At 61.3% G+C, this 16043-nt stretch carries 15 protein-coding genes; 8 read left to right on the top strand and 7 right to left on the bottom strand.

Translation table 11 applies throughout. The features are described from left to right. The 4 genes from hutG (at position 1) to hutC (ending at position 4083) form a co-directional block, all read left to right on the top strand. Positions 1-840, top strand: coding sequence for an N-formylglutamate deformylase (gene hutG / locus H6M51_RS17320; protein ID WP_185811077.1), 840 nt, complete (start codon positions 1-3; stop codon positions 838-840). A gap of 118 nt (positions 841-958) precedes the next feature. Then, positions 959-2632 carry a urocanate hydratase gene (gene hutU, locus H6M51_RS17315; RefSeq protein WP_185811076.1) on the top strand — a complete coding sequence of 558 codons (1674 nt, stop codon included), beginning with the start codon at positions 959-961 and terminating at the stop codon, positions 2630-2632. Positions 2633-2649: 17 nt separating this feature from the next. Continuing rightward, positions 2650-3279, top strand: a complete 630-nt coding sequence (locus H6M51_RS17310) for a HutD family protein (protein WP_185811075.1) — start codon at positions 2650-2652, stop codon at positions 3277-3279. A gap of 66 nt (positions 3280-3345) precedes the next feature. Beyond that, the gene (gene hutC / locus H6M51_RS17305) at positions 3346-4083 is read left to right on the top strand and encodes a histidine utilization repressor (RefSeq protein ID WP_185811074.1); all 738 of its coding nucleotides are present in this window, start codon (positions 3346-3348) and stop codon (positions 4081-4083) included. 20 nt (positions 4084-4103) lie between these two features. Here hutC and H6M51_RS17300 read toward each other — a convergent pair whose 3' ends face one another. From H6M51_RS17300 to cyoA, 5 genes are read right to left on the bottom strand one after another with little or no spacing between them, the layout of a single operon-like run. Continuing rightward, the gene (locus tag H6M51_RS17300; protein WP_185811073.1) at positions 4104-4814 is read right to left on the bottom strand and encodes an SURF1 family protein; all 711 of its coding nucleotides are present in this window, start codon (positions 4812-4814) and stop codon (positions 4104-4106) included. 16 nt (positions 4815-4830) lie between these two features. Further along, a complete protein-coding gene (cyoD, locus tag H6M51_RS17295) occupies positions 4831-5229 on the bottom strand; it encodes a cytochrome o ubiquinol oxidase subunit IV (protein WP_185811072.1) in 399 nt (132 codons plus the stop codon). After that, a complete protein-coding gene (gene cyoC, locus H6M51_RS17290) occupies positions 5229-5849 on the bottom strand; it encodes a cytochrome o ubiquinol oxidase subunit III (RefSeq protein ID WP_185811071.1) in 621 nt (206 codons plus the stop codon). Before cyoC ends, cyoD begins: the two co-directional genes overlap by 1 nt. Before the next feature lie 5 nt (positions 5850-5854). Continuing rightward, positions 5855-7861: a cytochrome o ubiquinol oxidase subunit I gene (gene cyoB / locus H6M51_RS17285; RefSeq protein WP_185811070.1), complete on the bottom strand. Its 2007-nt coding sequence runs from the start codon at positions 7859-7861 to the stop codon at positions 5855-5857. Between the two features lie 12 nt (positions 7862-7873). Beyond that, positions 7874-9079 (bottom strand): ubiquinol oxidase subunit II, encoded by a 1206-nt coding sequence (gene cyoA, locus H6M51_RS17280; RefSeq protein ID WP_185811069.1) that lies wholly within the window; start codon positions 9077-9079, stop codon positions 7874-7876. 239 nt (positions 9080-9318) lie between these two features. On the opposite strand from cyoA, the gene H6M51_RS17275 reads away from it, so the two are divergent. Beyond that, the gene (locus tag H6M51_RS17275; protein ID WP_185811068.1) at positions 9319-10653 is read left to right on the top strand and encodes an MFS transporter; all 1335 of its coding nucleotides are present in this window, start codon (positions 9319-9321) and stop codon (positions 10651-10653) included. 189 nt (positions 10654-10842) lie between these two features. Here H6M51_RS17275 and H6M51_RS17270 read toward each other — a convergent pair whose 3' ends face one another. Both H6M51_RS17270 and H6M51_RS17265 read right to left on the bottom strand, forming a co-directional pair. After that, positions 10843-12492: an amidohydrolase gene (locus H6M51_RS17270; protein ID WP_185811067.1), complete on the bottom strand. Its 1650-nt coding sequence runs from the start codon at positions 12490-12492 to the stop codon at positions 10843-10845. Further along, entirely contained in the window at positions 12489-13208 is a 720-nt protein-coding gene (locus H6M51_RS17265) for a TetR/AcrR family transcriptional regulator (RefSeq protein WP_185811066.1), read from the bottom strand. The genes H6M51_RS17270 and H6M51_RS17265 overlap by 4 nt, the downstream gene beginning before the upstream one ends. 70 nt (positions 13209-13278) lie before the next feature. On the opposite strand from H6M51_RS17265, the gene H6M51_RS17260 reads away from it, so the two are divergent. From H6M51_RS17260 to H6M51_RS17250, 3 genes are read left to right on the top strand one after another with little or no spacing between them, the layout of a single operon-like run. Further along, on the top strand, positions 13279-14343 hold the full coding sequence (locus H6M51_RS17260; protein WP_185811065.1) for an ABC transporter ATP-binding protein: 1065 nt from the start codon (positions 13279-13281) through the stop codon (positions 14341-14343). Next, a complete protein-coding gene (locus H6M51_RS17255; RefSeq protein ID WP_185811064.1) occupies positions 14340-15233 on the top strand; it encodes an ABC transporter permease in 894 nt (297 codons plus the stop codon). The genes H6M51_RS17260 and H6M51_RS17255 overlap by 4 nt, the downstream gene beginning before the upstream one ends. Beyond that, positions 15226-16029, top strand: a complete 804-nt coding sequence (locus tag H6M51_RS17250) for an ABC transporter permease (protein ID WP_185811063.1) — start codon at positions 15226-15228, stop codon at positions 16027-16029. Before H6M51_RS17255 ends, H6M51_RS17250 begins: the two co-directional genes overlap by 8 nt. Positions 16030-16043: the final 14 nt, after the last annotated feature.

Below are 16043 nucleotides of genomic sequence, written 5' to 3'. Positions count from 1 at the left end.
ATGGCCGTCTTCGAAATTACCCAAGGCACCTCCCCCGTTGTTCTCGCCTTCCCGCATACGGGCACGGATGTTCCGCCTGCGATCTGGGATCGCCTCAATGACAACGGCAAGCTGCTGGCCGATACCGACTGGCATATCCATGAGCTCTATGCCGGATTGTTGCCGGATGCGACAACGGTCAGGGCGACCTTCCATCGCTATGTGATCGATGCGAACCGCGATCCCGCAGGGGTGAGCCTCTATCCGGGGCAGAACACCACCGGTCTCGTGCCGGAGACGGATTTCGACGGCGTCGCCATCTGGAAAAGCGGCGAGGAGCCGACCGAGGATGATATTGCCGATCGGCTGGCAGGCTTCCACGCGCCCTATCATGCGGCGCTGAAAGCAGAAATCGAACGCGTGAAGGCAATTCATGGCGTGGCGGTGCTTTACGACTGCCATTCGATCCGCTCGCTGATCCCATTTCTGTTCGAAGGGCGCCTTCCGGACTTCAACATCGGCACGGACATGGGCCGCACCTGCGATGCCAGGATCGAGAAAGCCGCCGCCGAGATCGCCGGCCGGGCCCAAGGCTATACGTCAGTGGTCAACGGTCGCTTCAAGGGCGGCTGGACGACACGGCATTACGGGCAGCCCGACACCGGCGTGCACGCCATTCAGATGGAACTGGCGCAGATCACGCACCTGGCCACTGAAGCACCACCCTTTGCCTATGACGCCGGGAAGGCCGAGACACTGCGGCGCCATCTCAAGAACATTCTGACATCCATCGAAACCATCGCGCTCGAGTTAGCAAAGCATGCAGCCCCTCATCCGCCTGCCGGCACCTTCCCCCCGTAAACGGGGAGAAGGCAGCGCGTCGCAGCCTCGCTTTCCCCTCTCCCCGCCTGCGGGGAGAGGGTCAGGGTGAGGGGCCATTCAATAAGATCGATGAGACGTTCCACAAGGAAACAGGACCATGAGCAATCCCAGACACAATATCCGCGACGTCCGCGCCGCCACCGGAACCGAACTCTCGGCCAAGAGCTGGATGACGGAAGCGCCGCTGCGCATGTTGATGAACAATCTCGACCCTGACGTTGCCGAGCGGCCGCATGAGCTGGTCGTCTATGGTGGCATTGGGCGTGCGGCGCGCACCTGGGATGATTTCGACCGGATCGTTGAAACGCTGAAAACGCTGACCGAAGAAGAGACGCTGATCGTCCAGTCGGGCAAGCCGGTCGGTGTGTTCCGCACCCACAAGGATGCGCCACGCGTGCTGATTGCCAATTCCAACCTGGTGCCGCATTGGGCGACCTGGGATCATTTCAACGAGTTGGATAAGAAGGGGCTGGCCATGTACGGCCAGATGACCGCCGGCTCGTGGATCTATATCGGCACACAGGGCATCGTGCAGGGCACCTACGAGACCTTCGTGGAGGCTGGCCGCCAGCACTATAAAGGCAATCTCAAGGGCAAGTGGATCCTGACCGGAGGCCTTGGCGGCATGGGTGGTGCCCAGCCACTCGCCGCCGTCATGGCCGGCGCCTGCTGCCTTGCCGTCGAATGCGACGAGACCCGCATCGATTTCCGCCTGCGCACCCGTTACGTTGATGCCAAGGCGCATACGCTGGACGAAGCGCTTGCCCTCATCGACCAATGGACCAAGGCCGGGGAAGCCAAATCCGTCGGCCTCGTCGGCAATGCCGCCGAAATCTTCCCGGAGCTTGTGCGCCGCGGCGTGCGCCCCGACATCGTGACCGACCAGACCTCGGCCCATGATCCTGTTCACGGCTATCTGCCGCTCGGCTGGACGGTCGCCGAATGGCGGGCAAAACAGGAAAGCGACCCGAAGGCGGTGGAAGCTGCCGCCCGTGCCTCGATGAAGACCCATGTGCAGGCCATGGTCGACTTCTGGAACAGGGGCATTCCGACACTCGACTACGGCAACAACATTCGCCAGGTCGCCAAGGAAGAAGGCTTCGAGAATGCCTTTGCTTTCCCCGGCTTCGTGCCGGCCTATATCCGCCCGCTCTTCTGCCGCGGCATCGGCCCCTTCCGCTGGGCCGCCCTTTCGGGCGATCCGGAGGATATCTACAAGACGGATGCCAAGGTGAAGGAACTGCTGCCGGATAACAAGCATCTGCACAACTGGCTGGACATGGCGCGCGAGCGCATTGCCTTCCAGGGTCTGCCGGCGCGCATCTGCTGGGTCGGTCTCGGCGATCGCCACAAGCTGGGCCTTGCCTTCAACGAAATGGTGAGGAATGGCGAGCTGAAGGCGCCCGTCGTTATCGGTCGTGACCATCTCGATTCAGGTTCGGTCTCGTCGCCGAACCGCGAGACGGAGGCCATGAAGGACGGTTCCGATGCCGTGTCCGACTGGCCGCTTCTGAACGCGCTTCTGAACTGCGCCTCGGGTGCAACCTGGGTTTCGCTGCATCATGGCGGCGGTGTGGGCATGGGCTTTTCCCAGCATTCCGGCATGGTCATCTGCGCCGATGGCACGGATGATGCTGCACGACGGCTGGAACGGGTGCTCTGGAACGACCCGGCAACCGGCGTCATGCGCCATGCCGATGCGGGCTACGACATCGCGCTCGATTGCGCCAAGGAAAAGGGCCTTCGTCTGCCCGGCATTCTCGGCAATTAAGGGAGACCGACGGCCCCATGTCCCTCCGCATCCAGCGCTTCGACGAGCACCTGAAGATGCCCTGGAAAAATGGGCTGGGGATCACCCGCGAGGTAATCTCCCGACCTGCTTCGGATGGCTCCGGCGGGTTCGACTGGCGGATCAGTCTTGCAACCGTCGGGGCCTCCGGTCCGTTCTCGGTCTTTGCCGGGATCGACAGGACGATCGCCGTTCTCAAGGGCGACGGCATGCAGCTGACGGTCGACGGGCGGCGGGAGGTGCCGCTTCTCGTAGGCTCGCCTCCCTTTGCCTTTTCCGGCGATGCGGAGGTGCAGGCGGATTGTCTTGGCGGCGAAACGCTCGATCTCAATGTCATGAGCCGGCGCGGGCGTTTCGTCCATCGCATGACGAAGATTGGCGTGTCAGCCGCGCAGACCCTTTCCATGTCCGGTGACACCGTCGCGATCGTTTTTCGCGGCGATGCTGCGGTTAAGATCGATAGTATGCGATCGGATGTCGGGCTCGGTGATGTCCTGATCTGCGAGCGGATGCCATTCGAGCTCGCGATCGAGCCTCTCGGGGCTGATTGTGGCCTTTACGTCATCGAGGTGTCTGCCGTGACCGATCAGGGATCCGGTTCCGAAACAGTTGCCTCGACAAGGCCTTAGCCGATAAGGAATTGACCGCCGCGCCGCGACACCACATTCGCATCGCCACCAGCAGGATCGACCAGCATGTCCGATGATCAACCAGGCTTTGCACTTCCCGAGGAAGGTCAGGATACGCCGCTCTACGAGCAGATGAAGTCCGAGATCAAGGCGCGGATTGAGCGTGGCGAATGGCCGATCAATTTCCGCATCCCCTCCGAAAACGAGCTCGTCGAGATGCTGGGGGTCAGCCGGATGACGGCGCATCGGGCGCTGAGAGAACTCGCCAGCGAAGGCGTCATCGTGCGGGTCCAGGGGCGCGGCTCCTTCGTTGCGCCGAAGAAGCGTCGGGCCAATGTCAGCGACGTGCGCAACATCGCCGAGGAGATTGCCGAGCGCGGCGGCCAGCATTCGGTCGAGATCGTGCTGATGCAGGCCGAAGTCTGCGATCACGATCTGGCGGACCGATTGGAAGTGGACGCTGGCACCTCCGCCTTCCACTCGGTCATCGTGCACAAGGAAGACGATCTGCCGATCCAGCTGGAAGATCGCTTTGTCCATGCTGAGCTTGCGCCCGCCTATCTCGACCAGGATTTCCGGACGATTACGCCCAACGCCTATCTGAGCGGTATCGCGCCCATCTCCCGCGCCGAACAGTTCGTCGAGGCGGTGTTGCCGCAGCCATGGGAATGCCGGTTGCTGGCGATCGCGCGATCCGAACCCTGCCTTCAGGTCAGGCGTCGGACCTGGTCGGGGGACCGGTTGGTGACATCAGTCAGGCTGCTTTATCCGGGCAGTCGATACAGCCTGGAAAGCTCCTATTGAGCCAGGAGGCTAGCGGCTGACTAGACCTCATCGCTTCGCTTCGTCTGGATCGTCGCGCGGTACAGCAGATAGGCGAAGACACCAGCCAGACCGAACCATGTCATGGCATAGCCGAAATGCTTGTTGGGGAAGGAAACCACCGTAAGTCCGCCGACGGGCAGGTCATCGCCCTGTTCATCGGCATCGACGAAATACGGTGCGACCTCCCCCAGCCCGACGGACTGGGACATGGCGACCGTGTCACGGGAGAACCATCGGTTGGCCGCAGGGTCGTTGTCGCGGAGAAAGGCACCGCCCGGCTGGGTTAAACGCAGCAGCCCTGTGACACTATGCTCACCCTCAGGTCTCGGCCTGTCGGCGACCGAGGTCCGGTCATCGGGAACGAAGCCGCGGTTGATGAAGAGGCGCCAGCCGTCATCCGTCTCGAAGGGCGTCATCACCCAGAAACCGGATCCGCGCGAGGTCACGGCCTTCACCAGAAGGTCGTCCGCGGGCAGATAACGGCCGCGCACTTCGATGCGGCGATACTCTGATGTGTCGAAGCTCACCTGAGCCCAGGCATCGGGACCCGGTGCGGAGACCGGCGGGGCCACAAGCCCCGCCTCGACGCGTTGAATGAGAGCCGTTTTCCATTGCAGGCGCTGGAGCTGCCAGACGCCAAGGCCGACGAGCAGGCCGATGGCGAGGACGCCCAGTCCAATGAACCACCATGGTCTGCGCGCCTCGGTCATTGTCTTACCGATCTCCTCAGGAGCCGAAGCCCTGGAAGCTTTCGTGATCCATTGTCGGCATCATGTTGGTGTTCAGGTTGTACATGACCCAGACCGATCCGGCGATCATGATGACCACGACGATGACTGTGAAGATCATCGACAGCATGGTCCAGCCCTCGTCGGAGCGGGTGTTCATGTGCAGGAAATACACCATGTGAACGAGGATCTGGACGACGGCGAAGCCGATCACCGTGACCGCCGTGAGGACACGGCTTTCGAAGCCGCCGCCCATGACGATGGCAAAAGGAATGATCGTCAGGATCGCGGCCAGCACAAAGCCCGTCAGATAGGAGCGGTAGCTGCCGTGATCATGGCCGGTATTGTCATGACCCGGCTCATGATGGGCATGAGGCTTGATGGAATGTTGCGACATCAGATCATCCCCAGGAGATAGACGAAGGTGAAAACCCCGATCCAGATGACATCGAGGAAGTGCCAGAACATGCTCAGGCATTCCATGCGGCGGGTGTTTGCCGGGATCAGACCCTTCTGGTTGATCTGGACCATCAGGGTGACGAGCCAGATGCAGCCGAACAGCACGTGCAGGCCGTGGGTGCCGACCAGCGCGAAGAAGGCCGACAGGAAGGCAGAGCGCTGCGGACCGGCGCCGAGTTCGATCAGGTGATGGAACTCATAGATTTCGAGCGCCAGGAAGGCGAGGCCCAGCAGCAGCGTGACGGCCAGCCAGATCTGCATGCGGGCCTGCCGGCCCTCATACATGGCAAGCATCGCAAAGCCGAAGGTGATTGAGGAGACCAGCAGGAAACCGGTGTTGATGGCAATGAGCGTCAGATCGAACAGAGCCTTGGGACCGGGGCCGGCCGCATAGCTCTGGCCGACCACGGCGAAGACCGCAAAGAGGACTGCGAACATCAGGCAGTCGCTCATCAGGTAGATCCAGAAGCCGAGCCGCGTGGACGCGCCTTCCGGGTGATGATGCGGCTCGGTTTCCCAATAGACGGCAGGCGTATCGGTTTGGGTGACGGTGTTCACGGTCTTTACGCTCCTACGCTTGCCAGTTCGCGGTCACGGGCCTTTTCGACACGCTCGACCTCGTCGACGGGGACATAGTAATCCCGGTCGTAGTTGAAGGTATGGGCGATCGAGACGGCAATGATCGCGAGGAAGGACAGAGCTGCCAGCCACCAGATGTACCAGACCAGCGCGAAGCCGCAGAGCGTGGCAAGGCCTGAGATGATCACACCCGTGCCGGTGTAACGCGGCATGTGGATCGGCAGGTAAGGTGCCTTCGGACGGGTCTGGCCGACCTGCTTCATGTCGTGCCAGGCGTCGAGATCATGAACGACGGGCGTGAAGGCGAAATTATAGGCCGGCGGCGGAGACGAGGTCGCCCATTCAAGCGTCCGTCCACCCCAGGGGTCGCCGGTCACATCCATGTTGTCCTTCCGCTGCCAGATCGAGACGGCAATCTGGATGAAGAAGGCGGCAATACCGACGGCGATCAGCAGCGCGCCGAGGGCGGCCAGGATGAACCAGATCCTGAGATCCGGGTCGTCGAAGACGCGCATGCGGCGTGTGACACCCATCAGGCCGAGGACATAGAGCGGCATGAAGGCGAGCCAGAAGCCGCTGACCCAGCTCCAGAAGGAGACCTTGCCCCAGAACACGTTCAACGTGAAGCCGAAGGCCTTGGGCCACCAGTAGACGATCGCGGCAAAGCAACCGAACAGCACGCCGCCGATGATGACGTTGTGGAAGTGCGCCACCAGGAAGAGCGAGTTGTGCAGGACGAAGTCGGCCGGCGGAACAGCCAGAAGAACGCCCGTCATGCCACCGATGGTGAAGGTCAGCATGAAGGCCACCGTCCACATCATCGGCAGGTCGAAGCGGACCCGCCCCTTGTACATGGTGAAGAGCCAGTTGAAGATCTTGGCCCCCGTGGGCACAGAGATGATCATGGTGGTGATGCCAAAGAAGGCGTTCACCGAGGCGCCAGAACCCATGGTGAAGAAGTGGTGGAGCCAGACGATATAGCTCAGGATCGTGATGCAGACGGTCGCATAGACCATCGAGCTGTAGCCGAAGAGGCGCTTGCCCGAGAAGGTCGAGGTGATCTCCGAGAAAACACCGAAGAGCGGCAGTATGAGGATGTAGACTTCCGGGTGGCCCCAGATCCAGATGAGGTTGATGTACATCATCGGGTTGCCGCCGAGATCGTTCGTGAAGAAGTTCGTTCCCACGTAGCGATCGAGCGTCAGAAGGATCAGCGTCATCGTCAGCACCGGGAAGGAGGCGACGATGAGGATGTTGGTGCAGAGTGCCGTCCAGGTGAAAACCGGCATGCGCATCAGGGTCATGCCCGGTGCACGCATCTTGACGATCGTGACGAGCAGGTTGATGCCTGAGAGCGTCGTGCCCACCCCGGCGATCTGCAGACCCCAGATGTAATAGTCGACGCCGACCCAAGGACTGTAGCCAATGCCCGACAGCGGCGGGAAGGCGAGCCAGCCCGTCTGGGCGAACTCGCCGACGAAGAGCGAGGCCATGACAAGCACGGCGCCGCCGACGGTCATCCAGAACGAGAAATTGTTGAGGAAAGGGAACGATACGTCACGCGCGCCGATCTGCAGCGGCACGACATAGTTCATCAGACCCGTGACGAAAGGCATCGCCACGAAGAAGATCATGATCACGCCATGGGCGGTGAAGATCTGGTCGTAGTGGTGTGCATTGAGATAGCCCTCGGACCCATTGAAGGCCAGCACCTGCTGCAGGCGCATCATGATGGCGTCGGCAAAGCCGCGCACCAGCATGACCAGCGCCAGGATGATGTACATGATGCCGATCTTCTTGTGATCGACGGACGTCAGCCACTCGCGCCAGAGATAGCCCCAGAGGCGATAATATGTCAGCGCGCCGACGGTGGCGGCACCGCCGATGACGACGACCACAAAGGTCGAGAGAACGATGGGATCCGTCGGGATCGCACTCCAGTTGAGGCGACCGAGAAGAAACGTGGTGGAATGGTCTATTGCAGTGGCCATGCCGGTATCCTGTCAGAGTTGCGGCGCATTGCCGGAGGCCTGCCGAACGAGCGTGATGAAACGCTCGGCATCTCCGCCGAAGGGCGATGCGGGCTGTGGCATGTTGTGTCCCATCAGGGGACCAGAGACGACGGGCTTGTCGTTGAACGAAGCGGGCTTGGCGGCCAGCATCTGCTCCAGTTCCTCGACCGAACAGAAGCCGAGAACCTTGAAGGGCTCCCAGCCGAAGACCGGCTCGCGCGTGCCGCGGCGCTCATGCTTGTCGTAGATCAGCGCGCTCATGTTGACCGTGCCGGCCAGACCCGTACCACCCTGGGCATCCAGCGCCATCATTTCGGCCATGCAGATCTTGCCCTCTTCGACGCACATGTTGACGACGCGCGGAAAGAGCATCGGGTCGACGCTGGCGAAGGTCGTGGGCTTGACGTTCTCGGTGGGGCGCTCAAGCTCGAGATAACGGGTGCGGTCCAGCTTCTCGGTGCCGGCCCGCGCTTGCGCAACCCAGACGTCGAAATCTGCGGGATCGCTGGCCTTCGCCTTGAAGCGCATGCCGGAGAAGCCTGCACCAGAGTAGTGGGATGCCAGCCCCTGGAACGTGCCTTCCTGATTGAAGACACCGTGCAAAGTCGTCTGCATGCCCGGCATCGCGTAGATCATCCCGGCCATGTGGGGGATGTAGAAGGCGTTCATCACCGAAGACGACGTGAGCGAAAAACGGATCGGGCGATCAACGGGCACCGGCATCTCGTTGACGGCGGCCACGCCATATTGGGGGTAGATGAAGAGCCATTTCCAATCGAGAGCGACAACCTGGATCTCCAGTGGCTCTTGTTGTGAATCGAGTGGCTTCTCTGCAGAAACCCGGGCAAGCGGCCTGTAGGGATCAAGCAAATGCGTTCCGACCCACGTCAGCGCGCCCAGGCAGATGATGATCATCAGGGGGATCGCCCAGATGATCAGCTCAAGCTTCGTCGAGTGGGACCAGTTGGGCTTGTAGACCGCTTCCTTGTTTGCTGCACGATAATGCCAGGCAAACCAGCAGGTCATCACCATCACGGGGATGATGATGATCAACATCAAGAGGGTTGAGATGACGAGGAGATCGCGCTGTTGGGCGGCTACATCTCCCGTCGGGGCAAGGACCTCGGCCTTGCAGGCAGACAGGAACAGGACCGCCCCCATGGCGGCCAGTATTTTCGGGAGGCGAAGCTCGTGCATCTCTTACCCTGATACTCTGATGGGTCACAGAGCAGGGGTCCCCCCGAACACCACTCCACGACCATTGATATTCGCCGAGGTAGTTAGTTCGGTTTTGCGGTGCAGCACATACGACAATTTGTCACCTGTCAATTTGGCCGCACCTGAAGCATTTCGTTTCCGCATGTTAGACTACGGCATGGACTGCATATCCCCCGATGCTTGTCCGCCCCATTGCAACCAGAAAGTGAGCACGCGTTATGGCGAGCATGACCGGTTCTGCCTCCCCCGCCGCCCAGAAGGGCCGCACGACGTCCGAAGACGATCATCACGTTTCCCCGTCGGACATCGCGGTCGGCGTCATCATCGGCCGGACCTCGGAGTTCTTCGACTTCTTCGTCTTCGCCATTGCCTCGGTGATCGTGTTTCCGGCGCGAATCTTCCCGTTTCTTGATCCGCTGACCGGTACGCTCTGGTCCTTCGCGCTGGTTGCACTTGCCTTCGTGGCGCGCCCGCTGGGTACCGTTCTCTTCACGGCACTCGACCGCCGCCACGGTCGTGTCACAAAGCTGACGGTGGCGCTTTTCCTTCTGGGAACGTCCACAGTCGCCATGGGCCTCGTTCCCTCCTACGAAACGGCAGGATGGTGGGCGATCGCCATGTTGGCGCTATTGCGGGTCGGCCAGGGCCTGGCGCTCGGGGGGACCTGGGATGGTCTCGCGCCTCTGCTCGCCATCACGGCTTCCAAGGACAAGCGCGGGTTCTATGCGATGATCCCGCAGCTCGGGGCAGTGGTTGGATTGGCCGTTGCGGCCGTGCTGTTTGCCTATCTGGTCATGACGCTCTCGGCTGCCGACTTCCTCGACTGGGGCTGGCGCTATCCTTTCTTCGTTGCGTTCGCTATCAATGTCGTGGCGCTCTTTGCGCGTCTGCGCATCGTCGACACGCCGGAGTTCAAGGAACTGTTCGAGGCGAACGAACTGACGCCCACACGTCTGAGAACGACCTTTTCGCAAGACGGGCGCACGGTGTTGCTCGGCATCTTCGTGCCGCTGGCGAGCTTCGCCATGTTCCACATGGTGACCGTCTTCCCGCTTTCGTGGATTTTCCTTTACACCGATGAGGCGCCCGGCACCTTCCTTCTCATCGAAGCGGCCGGGGCTGCGGTGGGCGTCCTTGCCATGCTGGTTTCGGGCTGGCTGTCTGACCGTATCGGACGCGAGAAGATCCTGATCTGGGGTGCGTGGGCGATCGGCGCCTTCGCTCTCACTGCCCCGCTGCTTCTCAACGCGGGACAATCAGGGGTCATCGCCTACATGATGATCGGCTTCCTGATCCTCGGCTTCAATTTCGCACAGTCGTCGGGGACGATCGCCTCGCTGTTTGACAGGCGCAACCGCTACACCGCGTCGGCGATCGTTTCGGCGCTATCCTGGATGTTCGGCGCCGGCTTCGCGCCGCTGGCAGCGCTTCTTCTGTCGACCTGGTTCGGGCTCTTTGCCGCAGGTCTCTATCTTTTGTCCGGCGCGGTTTGCACACTAATTTCTTTGGCGCTCGCCCGTCAGATCTCCTTGCAACCCAAGGCGCAAGAATAGGCGCTTGCGGGAAAGCCCGGAGTGGTGATCCAAGCCCCCGTCGTCAGCTGGCTTCGGGGGCTTTGTCTTGTATGAACCGATACCGGGCAAACGAAACTGCCGCCAGGACCTGCTTGCGGGCGAGCCGGCACGATTGCCGGCTCCCGCGCCTCCGCCTGGCGCCGAGCTCGTATCTCGGGAGCGGGATTGTCATGCTTCGTGGGTGATGCGCCCGTCACATACCGTCATGACGATGCCAAGGGCGGCGATCTCATCTGTTGGCACCGTCTCGATGTCCCCGGAAAGGAGCACGAGGTCAGCGAACATCCCCGGCTTGAGCCTTCCGGACTTCTCCTCCATGTGGCCCGCGTAAGCGCCGTTGCAGGTAAAGGCTTCCAGCACTTGATGGAGCGGCAGACGCTGGTCCGGCAGGCCCGGCAGATGCGGCTTGCGGGTGAGCGCCGTCTGAATCCCGAGCAGGGGATCGACGGGTACGATCGGCCAATCGGACGAGAAGGCGACGACGGCCCCGGCTTCCGCCAGGGTACGCCAGGCATAGGCGGTGTGCGCCCGTTCGGGGCCGATGCTGCGGCTCGTCGGGTTTTCCCCGTTCGGCGCATGCAGCGGCTGGAACGAGGCGATGACGCCAAGCTCGGCGAAGCGAGGGATATCGGCGGGATCGATCATCTCGACGTGCTCGATTCGATGGCGGCTGTCGCGCGCACCGTTTGCATCTCGTGCCGCTTGATAGCCATCGAGCGCGATCCTGACGGCAGCATCGCCGATCGCATGCACCGTGATCTGCAGACCTCGGCGATCGGCCTCGATTGCTGCTTGCTTAAAACTCTCAAGATCGAAGATCGGGTCTCCGCGCAGACCAGGCCGGTCGGCGTAATCGGCGAGCATTGCAGCCGTGCCGCTCTCGATCACGCCATCCACGAAGATCTTGACGCGACCGCAACGCAGCGTGTCACCGGTAAAGTCGCGGGTCATGGCCGATGCCCGTTCGAGCTCGCTCAGCGGCATTTCGCGCGTCAGGTGGAAGGGTACCGAGGTCCGGGCAAGCAATGCCCCTTCGAGCTCCACGTCGCGCAACAATTCAAGAAGATGACGGTTGCCATCCATGTTGTGAATGGAGGTGATGCCCTTGGAGGCGACGAACCGCATTCCGGCTTTGAGAATTTCGACGTCCTCACGCCACTCGGCCTCCGTCGGAGGCTGCGGCGGCTCGATGCCGGACATGCCGAGCATTTCCCGCCCGCCAGAAGTGCGAAGGTCAAGCACCGGCAGGAGTGCGAACTTCTCGCGCAATTCGCCGGTCGCAAGCCCGTCATCCCCCATCACGACTTCATTGCCAACCGGCAGCTCGCGCCCTTGAAGCAGGCCAGCAGCGTTGAGCGCCGCAGTGTTGGCGAAAAGGGTATGGAAATCATAGGCCATCACGGCGAGCGGCCGATCCGGGCACATGGCATCGAGCGCGTGGCGATCAAGCCGCGTGCCGCGTCCAAGTATATCGTAGTCTGCACCCTGGGCAAAGAGCAGCCCCTCATTCGGACGGGCGGCAGAGAACGCTTCGACCGCGGCCTTCATTGCGTCGAATCCTCTGATATCGGCGAGCTGCAACAGGGTCTGACCGTATGCGCCCGAGAAGATGTGCAGGTGGCTCTCGACAAAACCCGGCATCAGTGTCGCGCCCTGAGCGTCGATGACCCGCGTTTCAGTGTCGATATGACCGCGTATCTCGTCTTCGTCGCCCACGGCGAGGATGCGATTGCCGGCAACGGCCAGAGCCGACGCGCGTGGTCGAGCCGGATCCATCGTCAGGATCCGGGCGTTGATGAAGACGAGCGAAGCTCTCATGCAGGATGTCCTTTGCGCTGGGGCGCCTTGGCGCAGCTTTCGTCGAAGAGCAGCCGGAATAGTGGCAGCATGCGCTCGCGCAACATGGCCTCGTGATCGGCAAGGCTCTGCTCTTCGTTGGTGATCAGACTGATGAAGCAGGGCATCCAGACATCGTGGAAAAGCCGTGCGGCGAAATGCGGCGACAAAGCCTCTCCTGATCGGGACCGCAGGTTGAGATCTGACAGGAACTCCGCGACGACCTCCACGAGCGCATCTGAAACTCCTTGATATTGCAGGGCGAGTTCGGTTTCCGGGTGCCGAATGGCGGCTGCCTCCGCGTAGCGCCAGACCTGTTTGTCGGCAATCTCCAAGGTCCTGCGCGAGACCCGCAGGAACAGCCCGACGACGAGCGTCGCAAGGTCTGCGCCCTCGCGCCAGTGCTTGTGCCGATCAGTCTCGCGCGCCTCCGTCGTGCCATCGGTAATCAGCGCAATCAGCACGCCGTCCTTGGAACCGAAATAATTGAAGACAGTCGGCGCCGATATGCCAGCGGCAGCCGCGATGTCGGCCATCGTCGTGGCATCTACTCCGTTCTTCGCAAACAGAGTTCGCGCGGCCGCAATGATCTCGTCTCGCCGCTTGGCCTTCTTGCGACTGCGCAGACCGAGTTCGGCCGTAGTCACGTCACTGGAAAGCTCCACCATCAGCTTGTCGCCATAAATTATTTTTCTCACTAAAAAATTTTATTGACTAAAGTAATTTTGTCAATTCCCATATTGGCAGACCCTGGGGGACGAGAGGCACATGCTCGACATTCGTGAATTATCCAAACGGTTCGGTCATGGAAAAGGGACAGTCACCGCCTTGCATGAGGTGAGCTTCTCCATTGCCGAAGGAGAGTTCTTCACACTCCTGGGGCCTTCTGGGTGCGGCAAGACCACCCTGTTGCGGCTGATTGCCGGCTTTAGCAGTCCAAGCAATGGTGCACTCGTCCTCGACGGCGAAGACATCGCCCATATGCCGCCCAACCGGCGCCCCGTGAACACGGTGTTCCAGAACTATGCTCTCTTTCCGCATATGACTGTCGCCCAGAACGTCGCCTTCGCTCTGGAGGCACTGGGCCGGCCGAGCAGCGAGATCGAGCCGGCTGTCGATGCGATGCTGAAGCTGGTGCAGCTTTCGCACCTGAAGCACCGGAAGAGTGTGGAACTGTCGGGGGGACAGCAGCAGCGCGTGGCCCTCGCCCGGGCGCTGGTCGCCAAGCCACGTATCCTGCTTCTCGACGAGCCGTTGTCCGCGCTCGACATGAAGCTGCGCAAGGAAATGCAGACCGAGCTCAAGCGCCTGCAGCGCGAGACGGGCCTTACATTCATCTTCGTGACTCATGACCAGGAGGAGGCCCTGACCATGTCCGACCGCATCGCCGTGATGAGCGGCGGGCGTGTTCAGCAGATCGCAAACCCGGTCGAACTCTACAAGAACCCGGCCAACCGTTTCGTGGCCTCCTTCATCGGGGAATCGAATTTCCTGACCGCTCATGGGGCCGCAGGGGTCGTGAAGGTCGGAGCAGGCACGGTGGCGCTGGCCGATGCATCCGACGGCATTCTGACGCTGATGATCCGTCCGGAACATGTGACGCTCGGCGAGCATCGTAACGAAGCCCTGAACCTGACGGGCACCGTGACACAGGTGGTGTTTCTCGGGACTGACAGCCACGTACATTTGGCTTTGCCCGACGGGACGGCTCTCGTCGCTCGCGTGCAAAACGCCCTGCACGGTGCACGCAGCTTTGCCGAGGGAGAAACGATCCCAATCTGCCTTCCGGCAGAGGCGATCAAGATCATCGCGGACGAGGAGGCTGCGGCATGACCGGCTCCGATACCTCCCGCCGCTGGATCCTGTTGCTGCCGGCGATCCTGACAATCGTGCTGTTCTCGATCCTTCCGCTCGGGATCGTGCTCGTCTACTCGTTCCTCACGCCCGGCGACTTCGGCAACGTCAAATGGATCTTCTCGACCGAGGGCTGGTTTTCGGTTCTCTTCGAGCGTGACATTTTCGATGACACGGTGACCATCTCCCAGGCCAATCTGAATATCCTTGGCCGGTCCGTCGGCCTGTCGCTCGCCACCACGCTGCTAACCCTGATCTTCGGACTGCCGACGGCCTGGTTCATCGCGACGAGGCCGGCGTCGCAGCGTGGTTTCTGGCTCTTCCTGATCACCATACCGTTCTGGACGAACCTCCTGGTGCGTACCATCGCCGTGCAGGAAATCATCCGCTCGGAGGGTGTCCTGAACCGGATCCTGATGGCGCTCGGTCTCATTCAGGAACCGCTGCAACTGATGTTCACCAATTTCGCGGTGCTGCTCGGGATGGCCTATGTCTTCCTGCCGCTGATGGTGCTGCCGGTCTATGCGGCGATTGAAAAATTCGATTTTACCCTCGCCGAGGCCAGCTACGATCTCTACGCTTCGCGGTGGTACTGCTTGCGGCGGGTGATCCTGCCCCTGGTGCGCCCCGGCATCATCGCCGGCTCCATCCTTGTCTTCGTGCCGTCGCTCGGCGCCTACATCACCCCGCGCATCATGGGTGGCGGCAAGTCCATGATGCTTGGAAACCTGATCGAAATGCAGTTCGGCCAAGGCCGAAACTGGCCCCTCGGCGCGGCACTCGCCATCACGCTGACCGTTCTCGTGATGGTGGCGCTGATCTGGTACACCCGCGTCACCTCCGACAAGACGGAGCGCAGTCATGGCTGAGGGTGCATTCAACGTCAAACGTCTACCTGGCGCTGCAGCCCTTGCGATCACCTGCTTCGTCATTCTCTACGTGCCGATGGCGATCCTCGTTGCCTATTCCTTCAACTCGGGACGGGTCATCGGCAACTGGCAAGGATTTTCGCTGAAGTGGTACGAGGCCGCACTGCGCAATCAAGCCTTCCTGGATGCTGCCGTCAACTCGCTGATCCTGGCGACGAGCGCCGCCGTTCTGGCAACGATCATGGCGACCATGGCAGCCCTTGCCACGAGCCGCACCGCAGCCTTCCGCGGCGAAGGCATCGTGCATATTATCCTGAACCAGCCTCTGATGGTCCCAGAGATCGTCCTCGCCATCGCGCTCCTGATCATCATCGGCCAGATCAAGGAAATGACCGGCTACACCGGCCTAGGCTTCTTGATTGCAGCCCATACGACCTTCTGCATTCCCTTCGCCTACCTGCCGATCCGTGCACGGCTGGCGAGCATGGATCTGAGCCTGGAAACTGCCGCTGCTGACCTCTACGCCAGCCGCTTTTACGCCTTCAGGCGGGTCACGCTGCCGCTCATCGCACCCGCCATCATGGCCGGCTTCATGCTGGCCTTCGTGGTTTCGCTCGACGATCTCGTCATGACCGAATTCTTGAAGTCCCCGGGTCAGGAGACCCTGCCGACCTACCTGATGGGCGAGCTGCGGCGAAACCTGACCTCCGAAATCTACGCCATTTCCTCGCTTCTTCTTCTGATCAGCGTGCTGATCGTTGCGGGGTCGTGGGTGGCAACACGAAAGAAAAACTAGAACTTTCAGAGGAG

This window comes from Rhizobium sp. AQ_MP (genome assembly GCF_014237835.1).
Classification (GTDB): Bacteria; Pseudomonadota; Alphaproteobacteria; order Rhizobiales; family Rhizobiaceae; genus Allorhizobium.
Note: the sequence above shows the minus strand (reverse complement) of the source record. Positions and strands in the feature narration are given on the sequence as shown.

Excerpts from the sequence above, each read along its gene's own strand:
- H6M51_RS17275 (WP_185811068.1), top strand. The coding sequence starts at position 9,319 with ATGGCGAGCATGACCGGTTCTGCCTCCCCCGCCGCCCAGAAGGGCCGC.
- H6M51_RS17310 (WP_185811075.1), top strand. The coding sequence starts at position 2,650 with ATGTCCCTCCGCATCCAGCGCTTCGACGAGCACCTGAAGATGCCCTGG.
- hutU (WP_185811076.1), top strand. The coding sequence starts at position 959 with ATGAGCAATCCCAGACACAATATCCGCGACGTCCGCGCCGCCACCGGA.
- cyoB (WP_185811070.1), bottom strand. The coding sequence starts at position 7,861 with ATGGCCACTGCAATAGACCATTCCACCACGTTTCTTCTCGGTCGCCTC.
- H6M51_RS17260 (WP_185811065.1), top strand. The coding sequence starts at position 13,279 with ATGCTCGACATTCGTGAATTATCCAAACGGTTCGGTCATGGAAAAGGG.
- hutG (WP_185811077.1), top strand. The coding sequence starts at position 1 with ATGGCCGTCTTCGAAATTACCCAAGGCACCTCCCCCGTTGTTCTCGCC.
- H6M51_RS17300 (WP_185811073.1), bottom strand. The coding sequence starts at position 4,814 with ATGACCGAGGCGCGCAGACCATGGTGGTTCATTGGACTGGGCGTCCTC.
- cyoA (WP_185811069.1), bottom strand. The coding sequence starts at position 9,079 with ATGCACGAGCTTCGCCTCCCGAAAATACTGGCCGCCATGGGGGCGGTC.
- hutC (WP_185811074.1), top strand. The coding sequence starts at position 3,346 with ATGTCCGATGATCAACCAGGCTTTGCACTTCCCGAGGAAGGTCAGGAT.
- H6M51_RS17270 (WP_185811067.1), bottom strand. The coding sequence starts at position 12,492 with ATGAGAGCTTCGCTCGTCTTCATCAACGCCCGGATCCTGACGATGGAT.
- H6M51_RS17255 (WP_185811064.1), top strand. The coding sequence starts at position 14,340 with ATGACCGGCTCCGATACCTCCCGCCGCTGGATCCTGTTGCTGCCGGCG.
- cyoD (WP_185811072.1), bottom strand. The coding sequence starts at position 5,229 with ATGTCGCAACATTCCATCAAGCCTCATGCCCATCATGAGCCGGGTCAT.
- H6M51_RS17250 (WP_185811063.1), top strand. The coding sequence starts at position 15,226 with ATGGCTGAGGGTGCATTCAACGTCAAACGTCTACCTGGCGCTGCAGCC.